Below are 18,290 nucleotides of genomic sequence, written 5' to 3' on the forward strand. Positions count from 1 at the left end.
TCAAACAAGAGTTAGATGTTAGATAGCGGTTAAAGGTACGATTTGCAGCAACCCGAAGCCAAATGCCCGGCCTCGTCCTATGCCGTGGAGAAAACTCAGGATAAAACGCTCCCGATCGATGACTGTCAGTTCTCCTTGAAGCGTAGCGCTACCATGCGTAATGGTTTTTCCCATCTTCTCAAAAACTTGCACGCTGATCTTATGGGTTTGCAGATTTCTAGGGTTCACACTAAACCCCCAGGATTTTGGTGCACGTTCCTTAAACCATTGCTCGATACCTTCGCGACCACGGATCGGCACGATTTTGCCCGTTTGCTTATCACGCTTGCCGGGATTCAGGGTGATTTCAAAGGCGTAGCGTTTGTGGGCCAGAAAATCCGAATGAATGGACTTGGTTTGTACTTCGCCAAATTGCGGCGTTTGATGCGGTTTGCGATTGGATAACATCAGAATTTGCCGGGTATTAAAATCACCGCTTTTATCCGCATAAGTAATACCGCTGGCGATACTGGTTTGTTTTTCAGCATCGGTACGCACATCCTCAAACAAGCCATACACGACTTTATGCAAGGCATAAGCATCCTTGATATTCAGGATTTTCATGTCAGCACGGCTTAAGCGCAGCACACTGGCATAAGCCAATATATCTTCACTCATCCTTACCCTCCACTGCCGGTTTACCGTAAAAATCCTGCGCCCAGCTTGCCTTGATGCGAGACTGGCTATCGTTATGGCCAAACCACAGCAAATCATTAAGCAAACCGGCGTAGTCCAGAGCAATATTGCTCTTGGCTTCGATCAAGCTAAACAACGGACGTAAAATACGACAGACCTCAGGTACGGAATCACAGGCTAACAAACGGCGTAACTTGGCTTTGGCCTGATCGCTGGCATTGCCGTCCTCGTAACAATTTGCAATCGCTCGTCCGATTCTGACAGTGCCATTTTTCTCGGTTTTTGTCCGGGCAATGGCGGCACCAATCGCCGCATAGGGTAAACGTTGATTTTCATATTCCAAGTCTACTTTGAAGCCTGCTAATACCTCCCAGCTTTGATATTCAGTGGCGGGATTGTCAGCGCGTTTAAGCGCTGCCCTTAAACCATTATCAGCCTGGCAGCGGTTAATGATGTAATCCACAAATGCAAGGCTTTTATTGTGAGGCGAATCATTTTTTTGTGTCTGCACCTTGGTATCCATACTTATGCCGCCTCCTGGGTGGGTTTCTTAAGATATTTTCTTAGATCAGGACGATTCTTTGCCCAGGCATCAAGCTGACGCGCGGTATCCTTTGAGCAACAGGTATCGTAAGCTTTGTCGACAAACCGGGCAAAAACCGGACGCATGGCAAGGACTTGCTCCGCGTTATCACAAATGTTAACCAACTCTTGGAAGCGCCGTTCGCATAGTTGCCAGAAAAGGTTACTGGCCAATGCCGCCTGTTCTTTGGTTTCCATGTTCTGGCTTTTGAAATAATTGAAGGTTGCGCCATAAACGGTTTTTGAAAGCTTATCCAACTCGTCCATTTCAAGTTGCAGATTGGCAAACCAAACCTCACCCAACATATCGCTTCTAAGCTGAATTATCGATTCAACAAAATCATCGGAACCTGATACATATTGCTCACCCGCGTTGCTACTAACCCGTAGACCGCCCGACCAAATACCAATAACGTGTATTTGCCGGATGGCACGGTCCATGTTCCATCGCAGTTGATAACAGTCAAATCCTTTATTGCTTGTTTGCGAAAAAAAGCTCAGTAATGCTGTCAACAGTCGCCAAGGACGTTTATCAGGATCGGACCAGATAGCTTTTGGGTCTTTCGCAGAAGAATCTATGGATATACTGGGATCAATACCTCCCTCTTTATAGCCCGGATGCGCAATACCTTCGGAGTAATGCAAGCCATTTTCTGTCAATAAGCAAAAGCGCGAAAGTGGAATCAGCCGCCCCATAATGCTGGATTTCAATGCTTCGGCAACTGCACAGCTTTCACCTGCGGGCATCTGCTCCCAAGGTGCTGCTCCCATTCCTTGGGGAAATATCGCCAAACCGGAAATTTTCTGCCTGGTAAATAAATTAAGCCACAAAGTTTCTTGCAAAGAGTTGCCCTGCAAGAAATTATGTAAAAACCCCAAAAAACCAATGGATGCACTAGGTTTGCCCGTAGACGGCTTGCCTTTGTCGTTAAACTTACCTTGATAACCGGGTGAAAGAATAACTGAATTATCAGTTTTCTTGCCACCCAAGCCAAAACCCATCAACTGCACAATCAACAAGGACTTGTCTGCATCAGATAAGCTTTTTTCTATGTGGGATTGAGTAAGTACAGTCGTATTGCCAGTGGAAATTTCAGGCAGCACCACACCATAATTTTGCACAGCAGCAGCTTTGATGGCTGGCATTTGCAAAAACGGTTTTTCACCATACAAATAAAACCGGTCATGCCAGCGCTCGAGATATTCCAAGCTTTTCTTCACCATCCCCTCCGCACCCAATTTAGCCCAATCGCTATCATCTTCAGGCGTATACGCGGCCTGGGCAATGGCTAATAGCAGTTTTATTAAAGCGATTTTTTGCACTGGGTTACCACCTAATGCGCGATAGTCTGAATGGTCAAATAACTGCTTTAAACTGACTCGCCCTACATCGACAATTGGAATCCAGGGCTCATCAATCAGGTTAAAACGGTTTTCTACAATCATATTTTTCCTTATTTTTTTCTGGCTTGATAACCAATCAACGCATCATAGCTAATGTCATAACTATCATTGACCACGCTGTTATCCAGTGACTTAACTGCTCCACTTTCATCGACCAGTGCCACTCGCAGCATGACACTTTCTTCATATTCAGGCTTACCCAGATAGAAGTAATCACCGAGCCAGTGGATTTGGGTTTTGCTAACCGCCTTAGGTGCAAGATAATCGGTAACTTTTAATGTGTTTTGCATGAGCGTTGCACTGATCTCACACCATTGTTTGCGCGACAAGGAACGGCCATTATAGGGAACCCATTTTTTTTCATCGCTGAGAAAAGTAACCCAAATCCCTGGCTTTTTCTGATCATGTTGACAAGAACGAATCAGTAGCACTTCGGTCGATTCCAGCTCGCTGTGACGGGTTTGCGCCTTTTCTTCGGGTAATGTCGTGCCGCCTTGCGATATTCCCAACAATGCCAGTCGTTCGAGTTTGTCCCGCATAATCTCCACTTGATACAGATACTTGGCCATTTGCTCACTCTCGTTTTGTGCGGCGTAGGTCGCTTCAATCAATTCACGAATCTGGTCGGGCAAACGAACTTGGGTGATACCCTGCCAAACCGTCAGACTGCGGCAAAGCACGTAAGGCGCATAAACCTTCGCCGTTGCCCCAAAGACTAGTTCAGGAGAGTCGATGGCGGCTGCCAAATCTGGTGAAATTATCCAAGCTTCGCGCCGGGCTGTTTGCGGACGCGGGGTCTTTTCATGCCGCCATAAACGTCCCAACCTTTGCAGGAGCATATCGGTAGGGGCGATACGGGAAACCAGAAAATCCGCATCAATATCCAGAGATTGTTCGAGTACCTGAGTTCCAACGAGAATTCGCCCTTGCTGTGCACGAGTCTCAACACCATCTTTACCAAAAAATGTTACCCAAGTATTTTCATTGGTTGTCCGGTTGGTTTTAGTAAAACGCGAATGCAACAGGCCGCACGCCACGCCGATTTCTCTGGCACGATCAGCAAGTTTTTGGTAAAGCACTTGCGCTTCGTTTACGGTGTTCTCTATCCACAGTACCTGCTGACCTTCCGCAGCCCGGTGCAAAACTTCTTCAAGGGCAGTGGTTTCTGGTTGATGAACAATGGCTACTGAAACATCAGAAATCAATCCAGCTGAAACTTCTGCAAGCTCTCCTGTATTAGGCTGAGCTGTAATTAAAGGATATGCGGTGGAAATTGGCGCGATACCGAGCAATTTAGCCCGCCGTTCCTGGGTAAGCGTGGCACTCAGGATAATAACTGTGCAATGTAATTGACGTAGCGCCTTAACCAGTGCATCTAAAATCGTACCCGTAAAACTGTCATAAGAATGAACTTCGTCCAGTATCACCACCTTGCCCGCCAAGCCGAAGGTACGGACAAAACCATGCTTGACATTCATGACCGCCATCAAAGCCTGATCGACCGTGCCCACTGCAAAAGGCGCCAAAACACCGCGCTTACCCTGGGCAAACCACGCCCCGCCAGGATTGCCTTCTTCACCCATTTCAAACTGTTTCAACCAAGCATTACTGTGGACGAGCAAGGCCTTATGAGGTGATTTATCATCCAGGATTCGAGTTAAGAATGTATTAACCCGCTCGTGAATTTTGTCAGAAGTGAGCTGGGTGGGTAGCGCAAAATAAATGCCTGTGGTTAGCTTCTTAGATAGCAATTGATAAGCCGCATAGAGCGCAGCTTCGGTTTTTCCCAGCCCCATCGGCGCTTCGAGCACATACACGCCAGATTGATTCGCCGCCTCAATCAGCTTGGTTTGAGTATCTTTCGGATCAAAATCAAATACATTGCGAAAGCTTAATCCAACCCTCAACTGTGGCTGAACGAATCCAGCCGAATCCAATGCCTGCTCAATTCTTGACTGCCACTCGCCATCAGGGTCTTCAAACAGCGGGCCGGAGCCAATCCAATCGGAAACCGTGGTAAGTCCGGCAAGTACACGCGCCTGTAACGCGTCTTTCACAATGGGAAAATCGACACCCAGAGCTTGTTTGAGTTGCGCTAGTAATTCGATACGTTGTGCTTGCCATGCTTGTCCGCCAAACACCTCACTAGTCGCTTGATGCGTAGACAAATTTGGTGAAAATCCATGATGCTGGCCTAGAATCTCCGGAATATACTTCCCGATATTTTGAGCATCTGCCGTAGCCTGACTAACACCGCCATGTCCTCCCCAACATTTCTCGGCATCAGCATTAAACTTAAACGCGCTCAGTCTTAAACGGATAGCTTCATCGTTTTGAGAAAGTGCGGCATAAATTTTCTTTTGAAAAGCCGGACTAACCTTTCCAATATCATGAGCAGCAGCAATTAATTCGGCACCGGCGGGAAACAATTCCGCACGCAGCCATTCAGGCATACGCCTTATCAGTGCACGCGCCACTTCACCAACAATCTGACAGTGACTAAATACCAGCCGCCCAGGCAGTATAAGGTTGCTACGCGTTTTACGCGATTTAGCCAAGCATTGATTCAAAGTCAAAAGTGATGAATCAGGCGATTTCTGTATATGGCGTCCAAGCATCTATCTATTTACCCCGTATCAAAGGTTTAACCATATCCTATTTATCGCCAGCACAATTACGCAGTGGTACTATGCAAATCTACTCGCTACTTAAATCAATGAGCCCCATTTTTAACAACATACCTCATCATTCTAACGCTCCGTCTTATCCTGCGGCACCGGATCAAAACCACCCGGATTCCAGGGATGGCACCGCGAAATGCGCTTGATCGCAAGCCAGCCGCCACGCAAAACACCATGAAGCTCCAGCGCTTCAATGGTGTAATTGGAACACGTCGGATAAAAGCGGCAACTTTGCCCCAATAATGCGCTGATCACGATTTGATAAAATTTAATGACCCCAATCAGGACTCGCCGGAAAAACGCACCCATCAACGCCTCCTTCTTGTTTTTCTTTCGTTATGATTAAATCTTAAGACTGCCAGCAGCGTACCTGCCTAGCGGGTTGAAGTATAACTTTTTCCGCGCCTGAAACAAATCCGGCTGATCATTCAAGGATTGTGCGGGTAATATTGATCTGCAAAATACCTCTTCTCTTATATCCTATTCCGCTCTAAGGAAGCGCATGATAATCACTGCACCACAAGCCATGATCCACTTCCCGATATTAAGGTATGGTATATTTAACAGATTGTGCAGCTCTATTGCAGAAACCACTAAGGAAATACTGTTCTTATCAATTAATACATTGTGTTATAAATAACCATTCAGTTTGCAGAAGGATTTTCTCAAACTTTACGCTTTTGTTTACCATAATTGCATTTTGAACATCGCGAATGCTTGCACACTGTCTCCCAACGTATATCTGGACTATCAAAAACAATTGCATTAACAAAAGGAAGAATTCATGATTTTCTGGCGCGTAAAATCACTTGACGCCATTCTGGCTACAGCAGAAAAGAAAAGCCTTCATCGATCTCTGGGGCCATGGCAATTAACCCTGCTGGGTGTCGGAGCAATCATCGGAACCGGTATTTTTGTACTCACAGCGGAAGCTGCACAGAAAGCCGGGCCAGGCATGATGCTCTCATTCATCATTGCTAGCTTCGTTTGCATCGTAGCGGCCCTTTGTTACTCTGAATTGTCTTCAATGGTGCCTGTCTCAGGTTCAGCCTATACTTATTCCTATGCAGTACTGGGCGAATTGGTAGCCTGGATGGTGGGCTGGGCACTAATCTTGGAGTACTCTGTCGCCGCCAGCGCGGTGGCGGTCGGTTGGTCTGGCTATTTTGTTGGTCTTCTCGATAGCTCCCTAGGAATCACCATACCCTTCGGGCTGGCTAATGGTCCCTTCGCAGGCGGTATCATCAATCTACCCGCGGTTTTCGTCTGTATCCTGGTCGTCGGACTACTGGTTGTGGGTACGCGGGAAAGCGCCTCGTTTAATGCTGTGCTGGTCACAATCAAAATTGCTGCTTTGATGCTGTTTATTGCATTGACCCTTCCCGTTGCTGAGATCGAAAACTTCCAGCCTTTCCTGCCGTTGGGCGAAGCAGGCGTGGTTGCTGCCGCATCCTCGATTTTTTTTGCCTATGTCGGATTCGATGCGGTTTCAACTGCCGCCGAGGAGACCAAGAATCCGCAACGCAACGTGCCTATAGGACTTATCAGCTCGCTCGTAATTTGTACCATCTTCTATATATTGGTTTCAGCCGGTGCGATTGGCGCTATCGGCGCACAACCGATACTCGACGAGACCGGAAAAGGCCTGATGCCCGGCTCAATCGCTCTGGCGGAACAATGCCAGTCGCTTGCCGCTGTTGGACAGCAGCCGCTCGTATGTTCGCGTGAAGCTCTGGCACTGGTTTTACGTGAGATTGGATGGGAAAAATTTGGCAATTTACTTGGCTTCGCTGCATTCCTGGCATTGCCTTCTGTCGTTCTGATGATGCTGTTCGGACAAACGCGCATTTTTTTCGTTATGGCGCGCGATGGATTGCTTCCTGAAGTATTAAGCCGCGTACATACACGGTTTAAAACACCTTATATCGTGACTTACGTAACAGGTATCGGCGTCACCATTGCTGCCGCCTTCTTTCCGGTTGGCAAGCTGGCAGACATCTCCAACTCCGGTACATTGTTCGCTTTCATGGTGGTTGCATTGGCAGTCATGATACTCCGCGTCCGGGATAAGCATCGCACACGGCCTTTCAGGGCACCGATAATCTGGCTGGTGGGGCCGCTTGCTGTGATTGGCTGTATTACACTTTTCTGGTTCCTGCCCAACGACGCGAAACTGGTATTCCCGATTTGGGCTGGAATCGGATTGATTTTCTATTTTCTCTACGGTTACCGTAAAAGCCACCTCGCGCTCGGCATCGATACCTCATCGGGCGGTGAAGATATTATCAGTCCGATTCGACCGCTGGCTGATCGCAGTCAAGACTCCACAAAATCAAAAGGTAAGGACTGAGAATGAAGTTTCCCAGGAAATAAACGCTAATGCGCGGACACCCGGTAAATAGCCACATGGCAGTAGTGGCGCTTTGATTCACCAATAAGCAACTATAATCAGGGATGCTACTTTCTATATCGATGCTTCAGATATTCTATTATGGGAGGGGTTATCGATAAAACAATAATAGCCAGGATGACCAGTTTGAAGTTTTGCTGAATCACCGGAAGTTGCCCGAAGTAAAATCCTGAATAAATAAATATACCGACCCACAATATGGCGCCGATAACGTTATACGTTATAAAGGTGCGGTAGGGCATTGTTCCGATCCCGGCAACAAAGGGGGCAAACGTTCGGACAATTGGAATGAAACGCGCAATAATTATCGTTTTGGCTCCATATTTAAGGTAAAAAGCGTGCGTTTTATGCAGGTATTCGCGTTTAAAGAAACGGGATTCCTGCGAAGTAAAAACTTTGGGACCGGCCTTTTTTCCGATCCAGTAATTCACGCTATCTCCCAGAATACCTGCAATACATAATCCGACAAACAGGACATGAGGGCTAAGTTGCGAATCTTCAAACGAGGCCAGAGTACCTGCCGCAAACAAAAGCGAATCCCCTGGTAAAAAAGGCATTACAACTAATCCGGTCTCGCAGAATATGATGAGAAAAAGAATGCCATAAACCCATAGACCATATTCTGAGGATAGCACATGGAGATGCCGGTCAATATTAAGTATAAAGTCTATAAGAAACATGGGGGTAAAGTGAGTGCGTTATAAAATATAATATTGTGTGCAAAAATGATTGCTCTACGTTAACTGCATAAGCCTATTTTTAACAAATATAGACACAGACTTTTAACACCAGCGATGAAATTCTCCCCTGCAGAACCTGGCTACACAACGCTTAAAGTAAATTGATTAATTATTAGCTACGCTTGGCCCTAATCGATGCCTATCCCATAACGGCACGCCAAACACATCATGAATAAAATAATATGCGACCGGAACCCCCAGTATCATTCCCCACAGACCAAAACCATGATAGGCAATAAGTAAAATAATAAGCACCAGCACCGGATTAAGCTTGAGATGTTTACCATAAATCATCGGATTAAGGCCATAAGCTTCAATAATATGAATGATGGTTATCATGCCGACTATTCCTAACGCCAAAGTCAAACCGCCTGTATTCAACGCAACCAACACCATCGGCGTAGTAGAAATGAATACCCCCAGTACCGGGATAAAACTGCACACAAAAACAATGAGTGATAACAATGCGACCGACGGAATTCCAAGCATTATCAAGCCTATCAAAGTCAGAAAAGTATTAACGCAGGCAATCATTGCCTGCGCTTGAATGGCGCGACCAACGACATAAGCAAAACGAATTACCGGTTGTGCGGTTTCCTGATAGAAATCCCTTAATCTCGACTCATGCAGGCTTTTCATCAAACCGCCCAAGCGGACGTTGTCAAACAAAATCAAAAAACTGAATAACAGCGCCAGTGACATCGTACCGATCGCTTTATAAAGATAATTAATAAGTTTCGGTAATTCCTCACGAACCTTACCTATCTGTTTGCTCATAAGGAGTTCCACCAGCAACTCGGTTTCCTTGTCGTAGTACTTTCTCAGCTTCTCATAGGTATCTTCGGTAATCTCATTTTCTTTGACGTCATCCAGGTGCTCGATATCAGAAAAATCGAGCTTTTGCCGGAACCGGCTAAGCTTGGCGTCGATTACCCGCAGACTATCCTCATCCAGAATACTGCGGGCATAACCATGCAGAGGGCTTTCGATACCCGGGTATTTTCCGATAATGTCCCGTTTCATTTCTATCAGCTTTAACTGTACTTCGCTGAAGTTATTAATAAAACGATTGGATTCACCGATGACACTGGGGGTCACGTAACGAAAAAAACTACCCAGCACGACCAGGAAAAAAATGTATACCAGCACCAGGGAAGCACGATGCGGCAATTTAAATTTGTTCCGGCCCATCTGTACCAATGGTGTCGCAATAAAAGTAAGAACAAAGGTGATGAAGATCAGTCCAAAGAAATCTTGCAAAAGCCATAATATACCAATCAGAATAAGCCAGATCAGTATGCGGCGGTTGGCCTCATAAAAACTATCAAAGCTGAATGACATTATTTTCAAATTCTCTGTGTGGTTAACAATTAAATTAACTAACCCGTATCAAGAGATTACTTGATAAGTATTATGGGAGTATTTCAGAGGCGTTATTGCATTTAAAATGCTTATAAGACACCCTGCTCCCAGTGTACCAAAAAATATTTACTGAAAACTATGCGCTGCCCAGAATCCGTAAAGATTCTTTTGCATTTTATGTTAACGCCATGTATTTCATGGCATTGGCCTGCACCATCATTCATAATTTCTCTATTGGGTAATACGATTAATGGATGTGCAGCTACTTATGGTTTTATTGAGTAAAAAATTCTATAGCAGGATAACACTATCTTTACATTAGAACTCGACTGATCACCATTGATTCAAGAAGAAGGAAGACTACAGCAATAGCGCTGTATATGATATAAGCAATGCCCGTTCAGTAAACCAAAATCTTTTACTAGACGGGCATTTTATTTTTTGCATGCATTGACTGATACCGCCCTATTTTTCAACTTAAAAGAATCAAGTTCCGATAGAAAACTAACGGAACTTAAGCCTATAAAGGGCAGCGGCAAACTTCTCAGTCTAGAATACGCCGTATACAATTGCTCCAATAACGATAAAAACAGCTGCTGAGATGAAGAACAATCTCAGAACTTGCGCATCTGTTTCTCTTCTGTTGACTTCGCTCATAGTTTATCTCCTTATTTAAGGTACATTCTTTGATTTAGATTTAAAGCCGACAAATTATCGACTCCCCTTGCTCACACAATCACAAAATTTGTAATCGTGAATCTTATCTCCGCCCCTCAGATTCACTGCCACAGCGATCTTTATGTGTGGAGCCGAGTAATTATTCGCAATCATCTTGTACCACTTAGATTACTGCGCCACCGAATTCTAACTCACATTTAACAACAATGAAAGTGTTGAAATTTAGTACGCTTTATTATTTGCCAGAAAATCGCATGATTGAAAATTCTTTTCCGGTTACCGGATGCACTTTAAACATCACAATGTCAAAGGTTTCACGTAGCCCGTCAGCTCAAGATAGCCGCGCCCCGCTGGCTTATTATCCTTGGTCAGCATCACAGCGCCTTCCCAATATACCGCTGCGGTGGATTGGCGCGCATCCAGCTCCTGATCGTCCAGCAATGGTGTAAGCCGCCATTCAATCTCACCGGTGCGAATATGCATGGCAACCGGATAAACCGCCTCTGTATGCGGTGATCGCCAGGTACGTATCGGCGTAAATTCCACCTGATCGGGATCAAACAAGGTCATATTTCCCTTTGCATCACGCAGCGCTGCATAAGCCCATACTTTCCCGCCCTGTTTCGCACGTATTTGAAATGCCACCAGTGCAGAGCCATCATCCAGATTGGCGCCTACCCAATCCCATCCGTCGGCATCCGAATCCAAATGGGCAGTTGACCATTCATGATCCAGCCAAGCCCGTCCTTTAACAGTTACTGGCTTATTTTGCCTGAGTACTGTGCCGGTTACGCTCAAATGCGGCTCGCTATAATAATAACTGGCCTGTTCCGGTTTTGGGCCTTTACGGGAAAAACCGTCCATATCTTGCAGCATCATGCTTTGCGTGGGTGTTAATGACAATTGCAAACCAAAATCGCTGGCTTGCATATCCACCTGATAGCGGCCATCCTCCTCTCGCACCAATGTCCAATCGTCTAATCTAACATTGGTATTCCCTGGCTTGGCATAGGCAAGATCAAAACCTTCACGAGCAGTTCTTTCAACATGCATCAATTTACCAACCGCAGGATCGGATAAGGCCAAGTGCGCGATAATTAAATCCTTTGCAGCAAAGCGGCTCGGATTATCGTGATTACGATCAGTGGCATAACGGAAAAAAGTAACCTGAAAACCCAATGGTTTCTTATCTTCTGTCTCCAACCAACCCGTGATATACCACCATTCAATGCGAAAATCCTGGTGTGCGCCATAATCCATAGGAAAAGAGAGCTGGTAATCGGGAGTAACCGGTTTTAACCGGTTCGACTCGGCATATACGCCGGTAATGAGTAAGCAGCTAAAAAGCAGCATGACAAAAACGTTAAAATTACTGCCAGATTTATTCCGTTTCATTACCAATCCTCCCGTACCGCGCGAATAACCTGAACGGAAACCGCTTTACGTCCGAAAAACAGAGCTGTCAATGCCGCCGAAATCAACATAATTACGGCAATCGCCAATAACCAGCCCCACGGCAAATGCAACTGCATCGTCCAATGAAAGGACTGCGGATTGACGATAAAAACCAGAATCAAACTGATACCCCAACCCAGTACAAAACCTAACACGACTCCGAGCGCAGTCAGCAACCCGCCTTCCGCGGTCAACATAACAAGAATCTGCCGGCGCATTACGCCGATATGCCGCAGCATGCCAAATTCCTTAGCGCGCGCCAGTATTTGCGCAGAAAAACTAGCCGCCACACCCAGTAATCCAATAACGACCGCCACTATTTCCAGTAAATAAGTTACCGCAAAGCTCCGGTCAAAAATTTCAAAACTCAAAGCACGCATATCACTCGATCTCGATATTTCAAGGGCCGCACCAAAAGGCAGCTGACGCAAGCTCGCAACAACGGTATCTGATGACGTTCCAGCTTGCAGCCACAGCGCCACGTTATTGACACTCAAATCCCCCGTTAATCGCTGATAATCCGTCAGCTGCATCTGTATCGCGCCAAACTGCCGGCCATAATCACGCCATACCCCGGCGACCAGAAATTCGCTGGGCACTGCGCCAATCGGCAGGACCACTTTCTCACCCACCCGATAACCATATAAATCAACCATCGCCTCGGATACCCAAACCGGCATTACCTCTTCGGGCAACGACCCGGGCGCAATCACATCATCCGTCAGCGGCAGCGTATTGCGCGGATCCTCCTTATCCACCGGCCTGGCAAACAAGGTGACATCCGGACGATTAATATCAAGTGTCAACTGCTGAGTGCGGAAAAAATCCACTCGATCAAATCCTGGCAACGCGATGATCGCATTTTGCGCATCAGACTGAAAACCACCCTGATCACCGATTGCAGCAGCACGCACATACAAATCGGCCGGTAATACCTGCCCAAGCCACGCATCGATCGATACACGAAAACTGGTCACCATAATCGCCATGGCAACCATCAGGCTAAAACTGGCCAATATGCCGCCCAATGCAATTGCGGCCTGATTCGGCGCATTCGCCAAGCGTGCCAGTGCCAACGTAAAAACAGCACCAATCCGCTCATGGTGCAACCGGTTTAATAAAGATGCAAATGTCCATGCAGCAAATCGCGGCATTAGCGTAATGCCGCCAATCAACAGTAATGCAATCGCAAGATAACCGAATACCGGCAGTTCGAAAATGGGGGGTAATTGCGTGAACAGCAATGCGAGCGATAAACAAATCACCGCAAACCAAGGCGAAGACAATTTCGCCATAACCGCATCTTCAGCGCCGGAGCGCAATGCCAATGCAGGCCGGGCTCGAACGGCTTCCAATGCCGGCGCGATACTTCCCAGCAATGTCACACTCAAACCTATTGCAAAAAAAATTACAGCATCCCAAGGATCAAAAAAAATACCCGGTTTAACGCCTGGAAAGAAATTTGTCCCTAAATCTCCTCCCAAAAACCGAATGGCCACCGCTGCAACGGCATACCCCAGTCCCAATCCCAATACCGATCCCATTATCCCCAGAAACCCGCCCTCTGCGATGATCTGCCGCAACAACTGCTGCCGCGTGAAACCCAGTACGCGTAACAACGCAAATTGCTGACGCCGCCGTATCACCGATAAAGCCTGCGTGGAAAATACCAGGAATGTGCCCGTAAATAGCGCCACCAAGGCCAGCATGTTCAGATTAATACGATAAGCGCGCGACATATTGGCAATCCGCGCTTCCTGATCCGCCGCTTCCATAACCCAATAGGATTCACCTAATTCCTTAGCCAGTCTGGTTTTAAATGCCGCGTGATTAATGCCATCTTTGAGTTTCAGTTCAATCCGCGACAATTGCCCGATCTGTCCAAAGCGCCACTGGACCGCACCAATATCCATCACTGCTATGCGTTGACCAGCGCGCGCGCGCACTAAACCGCCCGCCACACGCAGCGTGATCGCTTGTAATCCAGCCTGTAATTGCAGCGCATCGCCCTGCTCGACCTGCAACCATTCCATTGCAGCGGGTGATAGAAATATCGTATCGCTGGCGATACGATCCAGCGTTTCTCCTTCTTCGGGAACCCCCAGCAAATCGGGAGAAATTTGCGCCGCCCTGAACGGATCGATACCGATGATTTTCAGTTTGTGATCATTTCTGCCTTGCTGTTTTCCAGGCACCGCCACATCCAACTCCAAAACAGGGTTCGCTAATGCAATGCTGGAATGTTTAGCCAGTAGCGGATAAAGCGCCTCATCAAGAAATGCTTTCCGTCCACGCACCTGCAAATCCGATTGCCCGGAGAGGCTCTTGCTGGCTGCAGAAAATTCATTGAAAGCAGCGCTGTTGATCAGATGAATCGAAAATGCCATAGCGACCCCGATGGCTATGGCGATGAGTGCAACGGCTATTTGCATAATATGCGCGCGCCATTCACTGATCATCATCCAGCGGAATATCGATGGTGGTTTCATAAATTATGCCCTGGCTGCGCCGGATGCAATCCATTCTTGGTCAAATGCAGCACCCTGTCGGCCGTGGCGGCTGCCATATGGGAATGTGTCACGATAATGCCGGTCGCACCATTCGCTTTGATTTCCCTGCGTATCAGCTGAAGAATTTCATGCGCGGTGTCCGGATCAAGATTACCCGTAGGTTCGTCCGCCAGTACCAATCGGGGTCGATGAATTAATGCACGGGCGATGGCAACACGCTGCAGTTCGCCACCGGACAACTGACGCGGGAAATGATGTCCGCGGCCATGCAGACCTACTTGCTCCAGCATCTGGTTCACGCAATCCGTTGCTATACCATTCAACAACAGCGGCAACGCGATATTCTGTGCCAGCGTCAAATGAGGCAACACGTGGAACGCCTGGAAGATGAAACCAAACTGTTCACGCCGCAATTGCGTCGCGGCATCATCTTGCATGGATGAAATGGCAGCTCCATTAATGCGAATTTCACCGGAATCCGGAGAATCCAAACCGGCAATCAGATTCAATAACGTCGATTTGCCCACGCCCGATTCGCCCATAATCGCGACGTACTCGCCCGCATTCAATGTGTAGCTCAAGTTGATCAGCACCTTCCGATTCTCGGCATAACCTTTGGTAATGTTGCGTAACTCCAGCATATTCGATAATACCCCGGCAATTCATTGAAAAATGGATGGTCAGCGATACTGAAAAAAACAGTGCATGTATCACCCGACCAAGGTATGCTTTAACTGTACCACGATAATTAATCACGAGCACTTCTGCAAATCAAGAATGCTGAGCAAGGCGAATACGGGCAAGAAATAATAATTCCGCATATATTTTATACCTTATTCAAGAGGTGTCTTTTTGCGAGTAATCCGGCATTGCAAATATGCCGGGATTTTCAGAAGTATTCGTCCAATAACAGGAGAAGAATTTATGGCACGAGCTAGCGCACGTCATATTTTGGTTAAAACTGAAGAACAATGTAACAACTTGAAAGCAGAAATTGAAAGTGGTGCCGATTTTGGCACACTGGCCCAGGAGCACTCATTATGTCCATCCGGAAAACAAGGTGGTGAACTGGGTGAATTCGGCCGTGGACAGATGGTGCAGGAATTCGACACCGTCGTCTTCAGCGCTCCGGTCGGTGAAGTACAGGGTCCGGTTAAGACACAGTTTGGCTATCATCTTTTGGAAGTGACTCAACGCAGCGATTGATGTCTACAGCATATTGATCGCGAACCACTCAATCGGAATATGCCGGATAAATCATCTGCGACTCAAATTGACGTTTCCAAAATTCGTCTTCTGACGGGAATCAACCCTGCGCAAGCGCTTGGATTCGCGGTCAGTTATTTGATGACTAAACCGGCTTTTGCGCGCCTGCCGTTCGGACACTGGTCCCGCATACTGGTTGGACAAATCAACCGTGGCCACTATCTGATCGCATCGGATAATGGGCACATTGCCGGGTTCCTTGGCTGGGCGCTGACCACTCGGGAAAAGGGTGAAATGTGGCTTGCGGAACAAGGTGAGCTTTCCTTCGAGGATAGCAAAGCCGGTGAAATCCTGCTGATCAATGCGTGGGCATCGGAATCGAACGAGGTCACGCACCTGCTGCTCGAACGCTTACGCGAAGTCGGACGCACCCAGAAAATGGTTTATTTCAAGCGCCATTACCCGGATGGGCGTGCCCGCCCCGGCCGCCTCAGCGTCAATGCTTTCGTCGATGCGCACATACACGCTGCTCGATTCGGCGAAAAATTTGATCACTCACCGGCTCCGTAACAAAAACAGCTTAGTCACGGCAGCATCTCTTTCTTCCTTTGAAACGGGCACTCCAGCGTCCCAATCATTCAGGATTGCTTAAATCGCAATTTACCTCATAATGACTAAACCGGAAATCGTTCCGGTTTTGTGACTTTTCTCACACACAACATAAAGAATATCTTGTAACCTGATGTTTGCTCGTCCTAATCTATCAGCTGATAGATGAATCATTTCATTCATTTTAAGGAGATTCAAAATGGCTATAGTCAATGGAACAAATGGTAATGACACAATTACAGCGGCACTGATTTCACCTGGCGTTTCCGGATTCCCAACACAGTTAGCCGATACTGTCAGGGGCTTCGGCGGCAACGACACTATCAGCAGCGCTGGCGGCCCCGATACTGTTTTTGGTGGTTCCGGTGCTGACAATATCAGCGGTAATGGCGGCAACGATACGCTGAATGGTGATGCAGGCAACGATATCATCGACGGCGGCGCCGACAATGACACCATCAATGGAGGTGACGGCAATGATGTCATATTCGGTGGCTTTGGCAGCGATATATTACGAGGAAACGCCGGTGTCGATCAACTGAACGGTGGTGGCGGTAACGACAATATTCTCTCCGATGGAGATGGCGGCATCTATAACGGTGATGCAGGCAATGATCTGATGTTTTCAGGCAATGGACCCGAGACCATGAATGGTGGCACCGGGGTTGATACCATCGATCATCAATGGTTTGGCGGAAATTATGAGTTCAACATGCTGACCGGGCTGACAAACTTTGGTGGAGAAAGTTATACCAATTTTGAAATCGCCAGAATGGGAGCAGGCAACGATACCGTAACCGGCAATAATGCAAACAATACCATTTTTGGCGGTCTGGGCAATGACACCCTGGTAGGTGGCGGAGGTATCGATACGTTAAATGGCGGCGGAGGTAATGACACGATCACCTCCGATGGCGATGGCGGAACCTATAACGGCGATGCGGGCAATGATTCCATGAAGTCAGGCATTGGTGGTGAAACCATGAATGGCGGAACGGGCGTTGATACTATCGACCATACGGCCTTTAATGGCAGCTATGTATTCAACATGACAACCGGACTGACAAACTTTGGTGGAGAAAGCTATACCAATTTTGAAAATGCCTTCATGGGCAACGGCAATGACAATGTCACCGGAAATGCCTCCAACAACACGATCAAAGGTGGTGGCGGCGCGGATACTCTGGATGGCGCAAACGGTAATGATACGCTTCTGGGGCAAGGCGGCAATGACATCATTTTCGGTGGATTGGGGCAAGATACCTTAACCGGTGGTGCTGGCAGGGATGTCATGTCCGGCGGTGGCGGTAGCGATACCTTTGACTATAATGCACTCAGCGAAAGCGCTGTCGGCGCCAACCGGGATGTCATCAATGGATTTACTGCCGGCGTTGATGAAATCGACTTGTCATCCATCGATGCTGTAAATGGCGGCGCTGATAATGCTTTCATTTTCAGAGGTACGGCCAATTTCAGCGGTGGAGGTGAAGTGCGATATTTTCAGGATCCTGTCAACAATAGGACCATTGTTCAAGCTGAATTTGAAGGTGATGGCAATTTAGATGTCGATATGGAAATCCAATTAAACGGGCTCCATGTGCTCGCTGCCACCGACTTTGTACTCTGATTTATAGTTGGTAGAATCAACCTGATCTGATAATTGCTTCATCAAGCTGGGTAATTGTCAGATCAATCCTGAATTGCTGCATATGAATATACTTTTCATCGAAGATCATGTATTGGTTAGAGAATCATTGATCTATGCACTTAAAAAGCTGCACGATGATATTTTTGTAATTGAAGCCTCGAATATCTCCGAGGCGGTGCAATTAATTCCTAATGTAAAATCGCTGGATATGATCTTACTGGACATTGCATTGCCCGGAACGGACGGCTTAACGGCTCTGCCGGACTGTTATTAACCCCGCAGTTGGCTGCGGGGTTAATAATTACCGTACGCTTTTTTTAATCTGCGGTC

At 47.1% G+C, this 18,290-nt stretch carries 15 protein-coding genes; 5 read left to right on the top strand and 10 right to left on the bottom strand.

The window, feature by feature from the left end:
* Positions 1-18: 18 nt before the first annotated feature.
* The 5 genes from cas6e to yidD form a co-directional block, all read right to left on the bottom strand.
* Positions 19-657 carry a type I-E CRISPR-associated protein Cas6/Cse3/CasE gene (cas6e, locus tag C4S39_RS02975; RefSeq protein WP_103965563.1) on the bottom strand — a complete coding sequence of 213 codons (639 nt, stop codon included), beginning with the start codon at positions 655-657 and terminating at the stop codon, positions 19-21.
* On the bottom strand, positions 650-1,198 hold the full coding sequence (casB, locus tag C4S39_RS02980; RefSeq protein ID WP_103965564.1) for a type I-E CRISPR-associated protein Cse2/CasB: 549 nt from the start codon (positions 1,196-1,198) through the stop codon (positions 650-652). The genes cas6e and casB overlap by 8 nt, the downstream gene beginning before the upstream one ends.
* A 2-nt stretch (positions 1,199-1,200) precedes the next feature.
* The gene (gene casA, locus C4S39_RS02985; RefSeq protein WP_103965565.1) at positions 1,201-2,703 is read right to left on the bottom strand and encodes a type I-E CRISPR-associated protein Cse1/CasA; all 1,503 of its coding nucleotides are present in this window, start codon (positions 2,701-2,703) and stop codon (positions 1,201-1,203) included.
* Between the two features lie 8 nt (positions 2,704-2,711).
* Positions 2,712-5,219, bottom strand: a complete 2,508-nt coding sequence (gene cas3 / locus C4S39_RS02990) for a CRISPR-associated helicase Cas3' (RefSeq protein WP_219817908.1) — start codon at positions 5,217-5,219, stop codon at positions 2,712-2,714.
* A gap of 192 nt (positions 5,220-5,411) precedes the next feature.
* Positions 5,412-5,651: a membrane protein insertion efficiency factor YidD gene (yidD, locus tag C4S39_RS02995; RefSeq protein WP_103965567.1), complete on the bottom strand. Its 240-nt coding sequence runs from the start codon at positions 5,649-5,651 to the stop codon at positions 5,412-5,414.
* A 475-nt stretch (positions 5,652-6,126) separates the two neighbouring features.
* Between yidD and C4S39_RS03000 the strand changes: the two genes are divergently transcribed.
* Positions 6,127-7,692 carry an amino acid permease gene (locus C4S39_RS03000; protein ID WP_103965568.1) on the top strand — a complete coding sequence of 522 codons (1,566 nt, stop codon included), beginning with the start codon at positions 6,127-6,129 and terminating at the stop codon, positions 7,690-7,692.
* Between the two features lie 107 nt (positions 7,693-7,799).
* On the opposite strand, the gene C4S39_RS03005 is transcribed toward C4S39_RS03000, so the two are convergent.
* The 5 genes from C4S39_RS03005 to C4S39_RS03025 all read right to left on the bottom strand — a co-directional run bounded on the left by C4S39_RS03005 (position 7,800) and on the right by C4S39_RS03025 (position 15,138).
* Positions 7,800-8,432 carry a DedA family protein gene (locus tag C4S39_RS03005; RefSeq protein WP_103965569.1) on the bottom strand — a complete coding sequence of 211 codons (633 nt, stop codon included), beginning with the start codon at positions 8,430-8,432 and terminating at the stop codon, positions 7,800-7,802.
* Between the two features lie 165 nt (positions 8,433-8,597).
* Positions 8,598-9,833: an AI-2E family transporter gene (locus tag C4S39_RS03010; RefSeq protein WP_103965570.1), complete on the bottom strand. Its 1,236-nt coding sequence runs from the start codon at positions 9,831-9,833 to the stop codon at positions 8,598-8,600.
* 996 nt (positions 9,834-10,829) lie between these two features.
* Positions 10,830-11,927: a lipocalin-like domain-containing protein gene (locus C4S39_RS03015; protein ID WP_103965571.1), complete on the bottom strand. Its 1,098-nt coding sequence runs from the start codon at positions 11,925-11,927 to the stop codon at positions 10,830-10,832.
* A complete protein-coding gene (locus C4S39_RS03020) occupies positions 11,927-14,476 on the bottom strand; it encodes an FtsX-like permease family protein (RefSeq protein WP_103965572.1) in 2,550 nt (849 codons plus the stop codon). The genes C4S39_RS03015 and C4S39_RS03020 overlap by 1 nt, the downstream gene beginning before the upstream one ends.
* Positions 14,473-15,138, bottom strand: coding sequence for an ABC transporter ATP-binding protein (locus C4S39_RS03025; protein ID WP_103965573.1), 666 nt, complete (start codon positions 15,136-15,138; stop codon positions 14,473-14,475). The genes C4S39_RS03020 and C4S39_RS03025 overlap by 4 nt, the downstream gene beginning before the upstream one ends.
* 283 nt (positions 15,139-15,421) lie before the next feature.
* On the opposite strand from C4S39_RS03025, the gene C4S39_RS03030 reads away from it, so the two are divergent.
* The 4 genes from C4S39_RS03030 to C4S39_RS03055 all read left to right on the top strand — a co-directional run bounded on the left by C4S39_RS03030 (position 15,422) and on the right by C4S39_RS03055 (position 18,234).
* The gene (locus tag C4S39_RS03030) at positions 15,422-15,703 is read left to right on the top strand and encodes a peptidylprolyl isomerase (protein ID WP_013646895.1); all 282 of its coding nucleotides are present in this window, start codon (positions 15,422-15,424) and stop codon (positions 15,701-15,703) included.
* 39 nt (positions 15,704-15,742) lie between these two features.
* On the top strand, positions 15,743-16,273 hold the full coding sequence (locus C4S39_RS03035; protein WP_103965574.1) for a toxin-activating lysine-acyltransferase: 531 nt from the start codon (positions 15,743-15,745) through the stop codon (positions 16,271-16,273).
* A gap of 238 nt (positions 16,274-16,511) precedes the next feature.
* The gene (locus C4S39_RS15085; RefSeq protein WP_146059735.1) at positions 16,512-17,939 is read left to right on the top strand and encodes a calcium-binding protein; all 1,428 of its coding nucleotides are present in this window, start codon (positions 16,512-16,514) and stop codon (positions 17,937-17,939) included.
* 82 nt (positions 17,940-18,021) lie between these two features.
* The gene (locus C4S39_RS03055; protein ID WP_103965578.1) at positions 18,022-18,234 is read left to right on the top strand and encodes a response regulator transcription factor; all 213 of its coding nucleotides are present in this window, start codon (positions 18,022-18,024) and stop codon (positions 18,232-18,234) included.
* Positions 18,235-18,290: the final 56 nt, after the last annotated feature.

Source organism: Nitrosomonas ureae (genome assembly GCF_900108305.1).
Taxonomy (GTDB): domain Bacteria; phylum Pseudomonadota; class Gammaproteobacteria; order Burkholderiales; family Nitrosomonadaceae; genus Nitrosomonas; species Nitrosomonas ureae_B.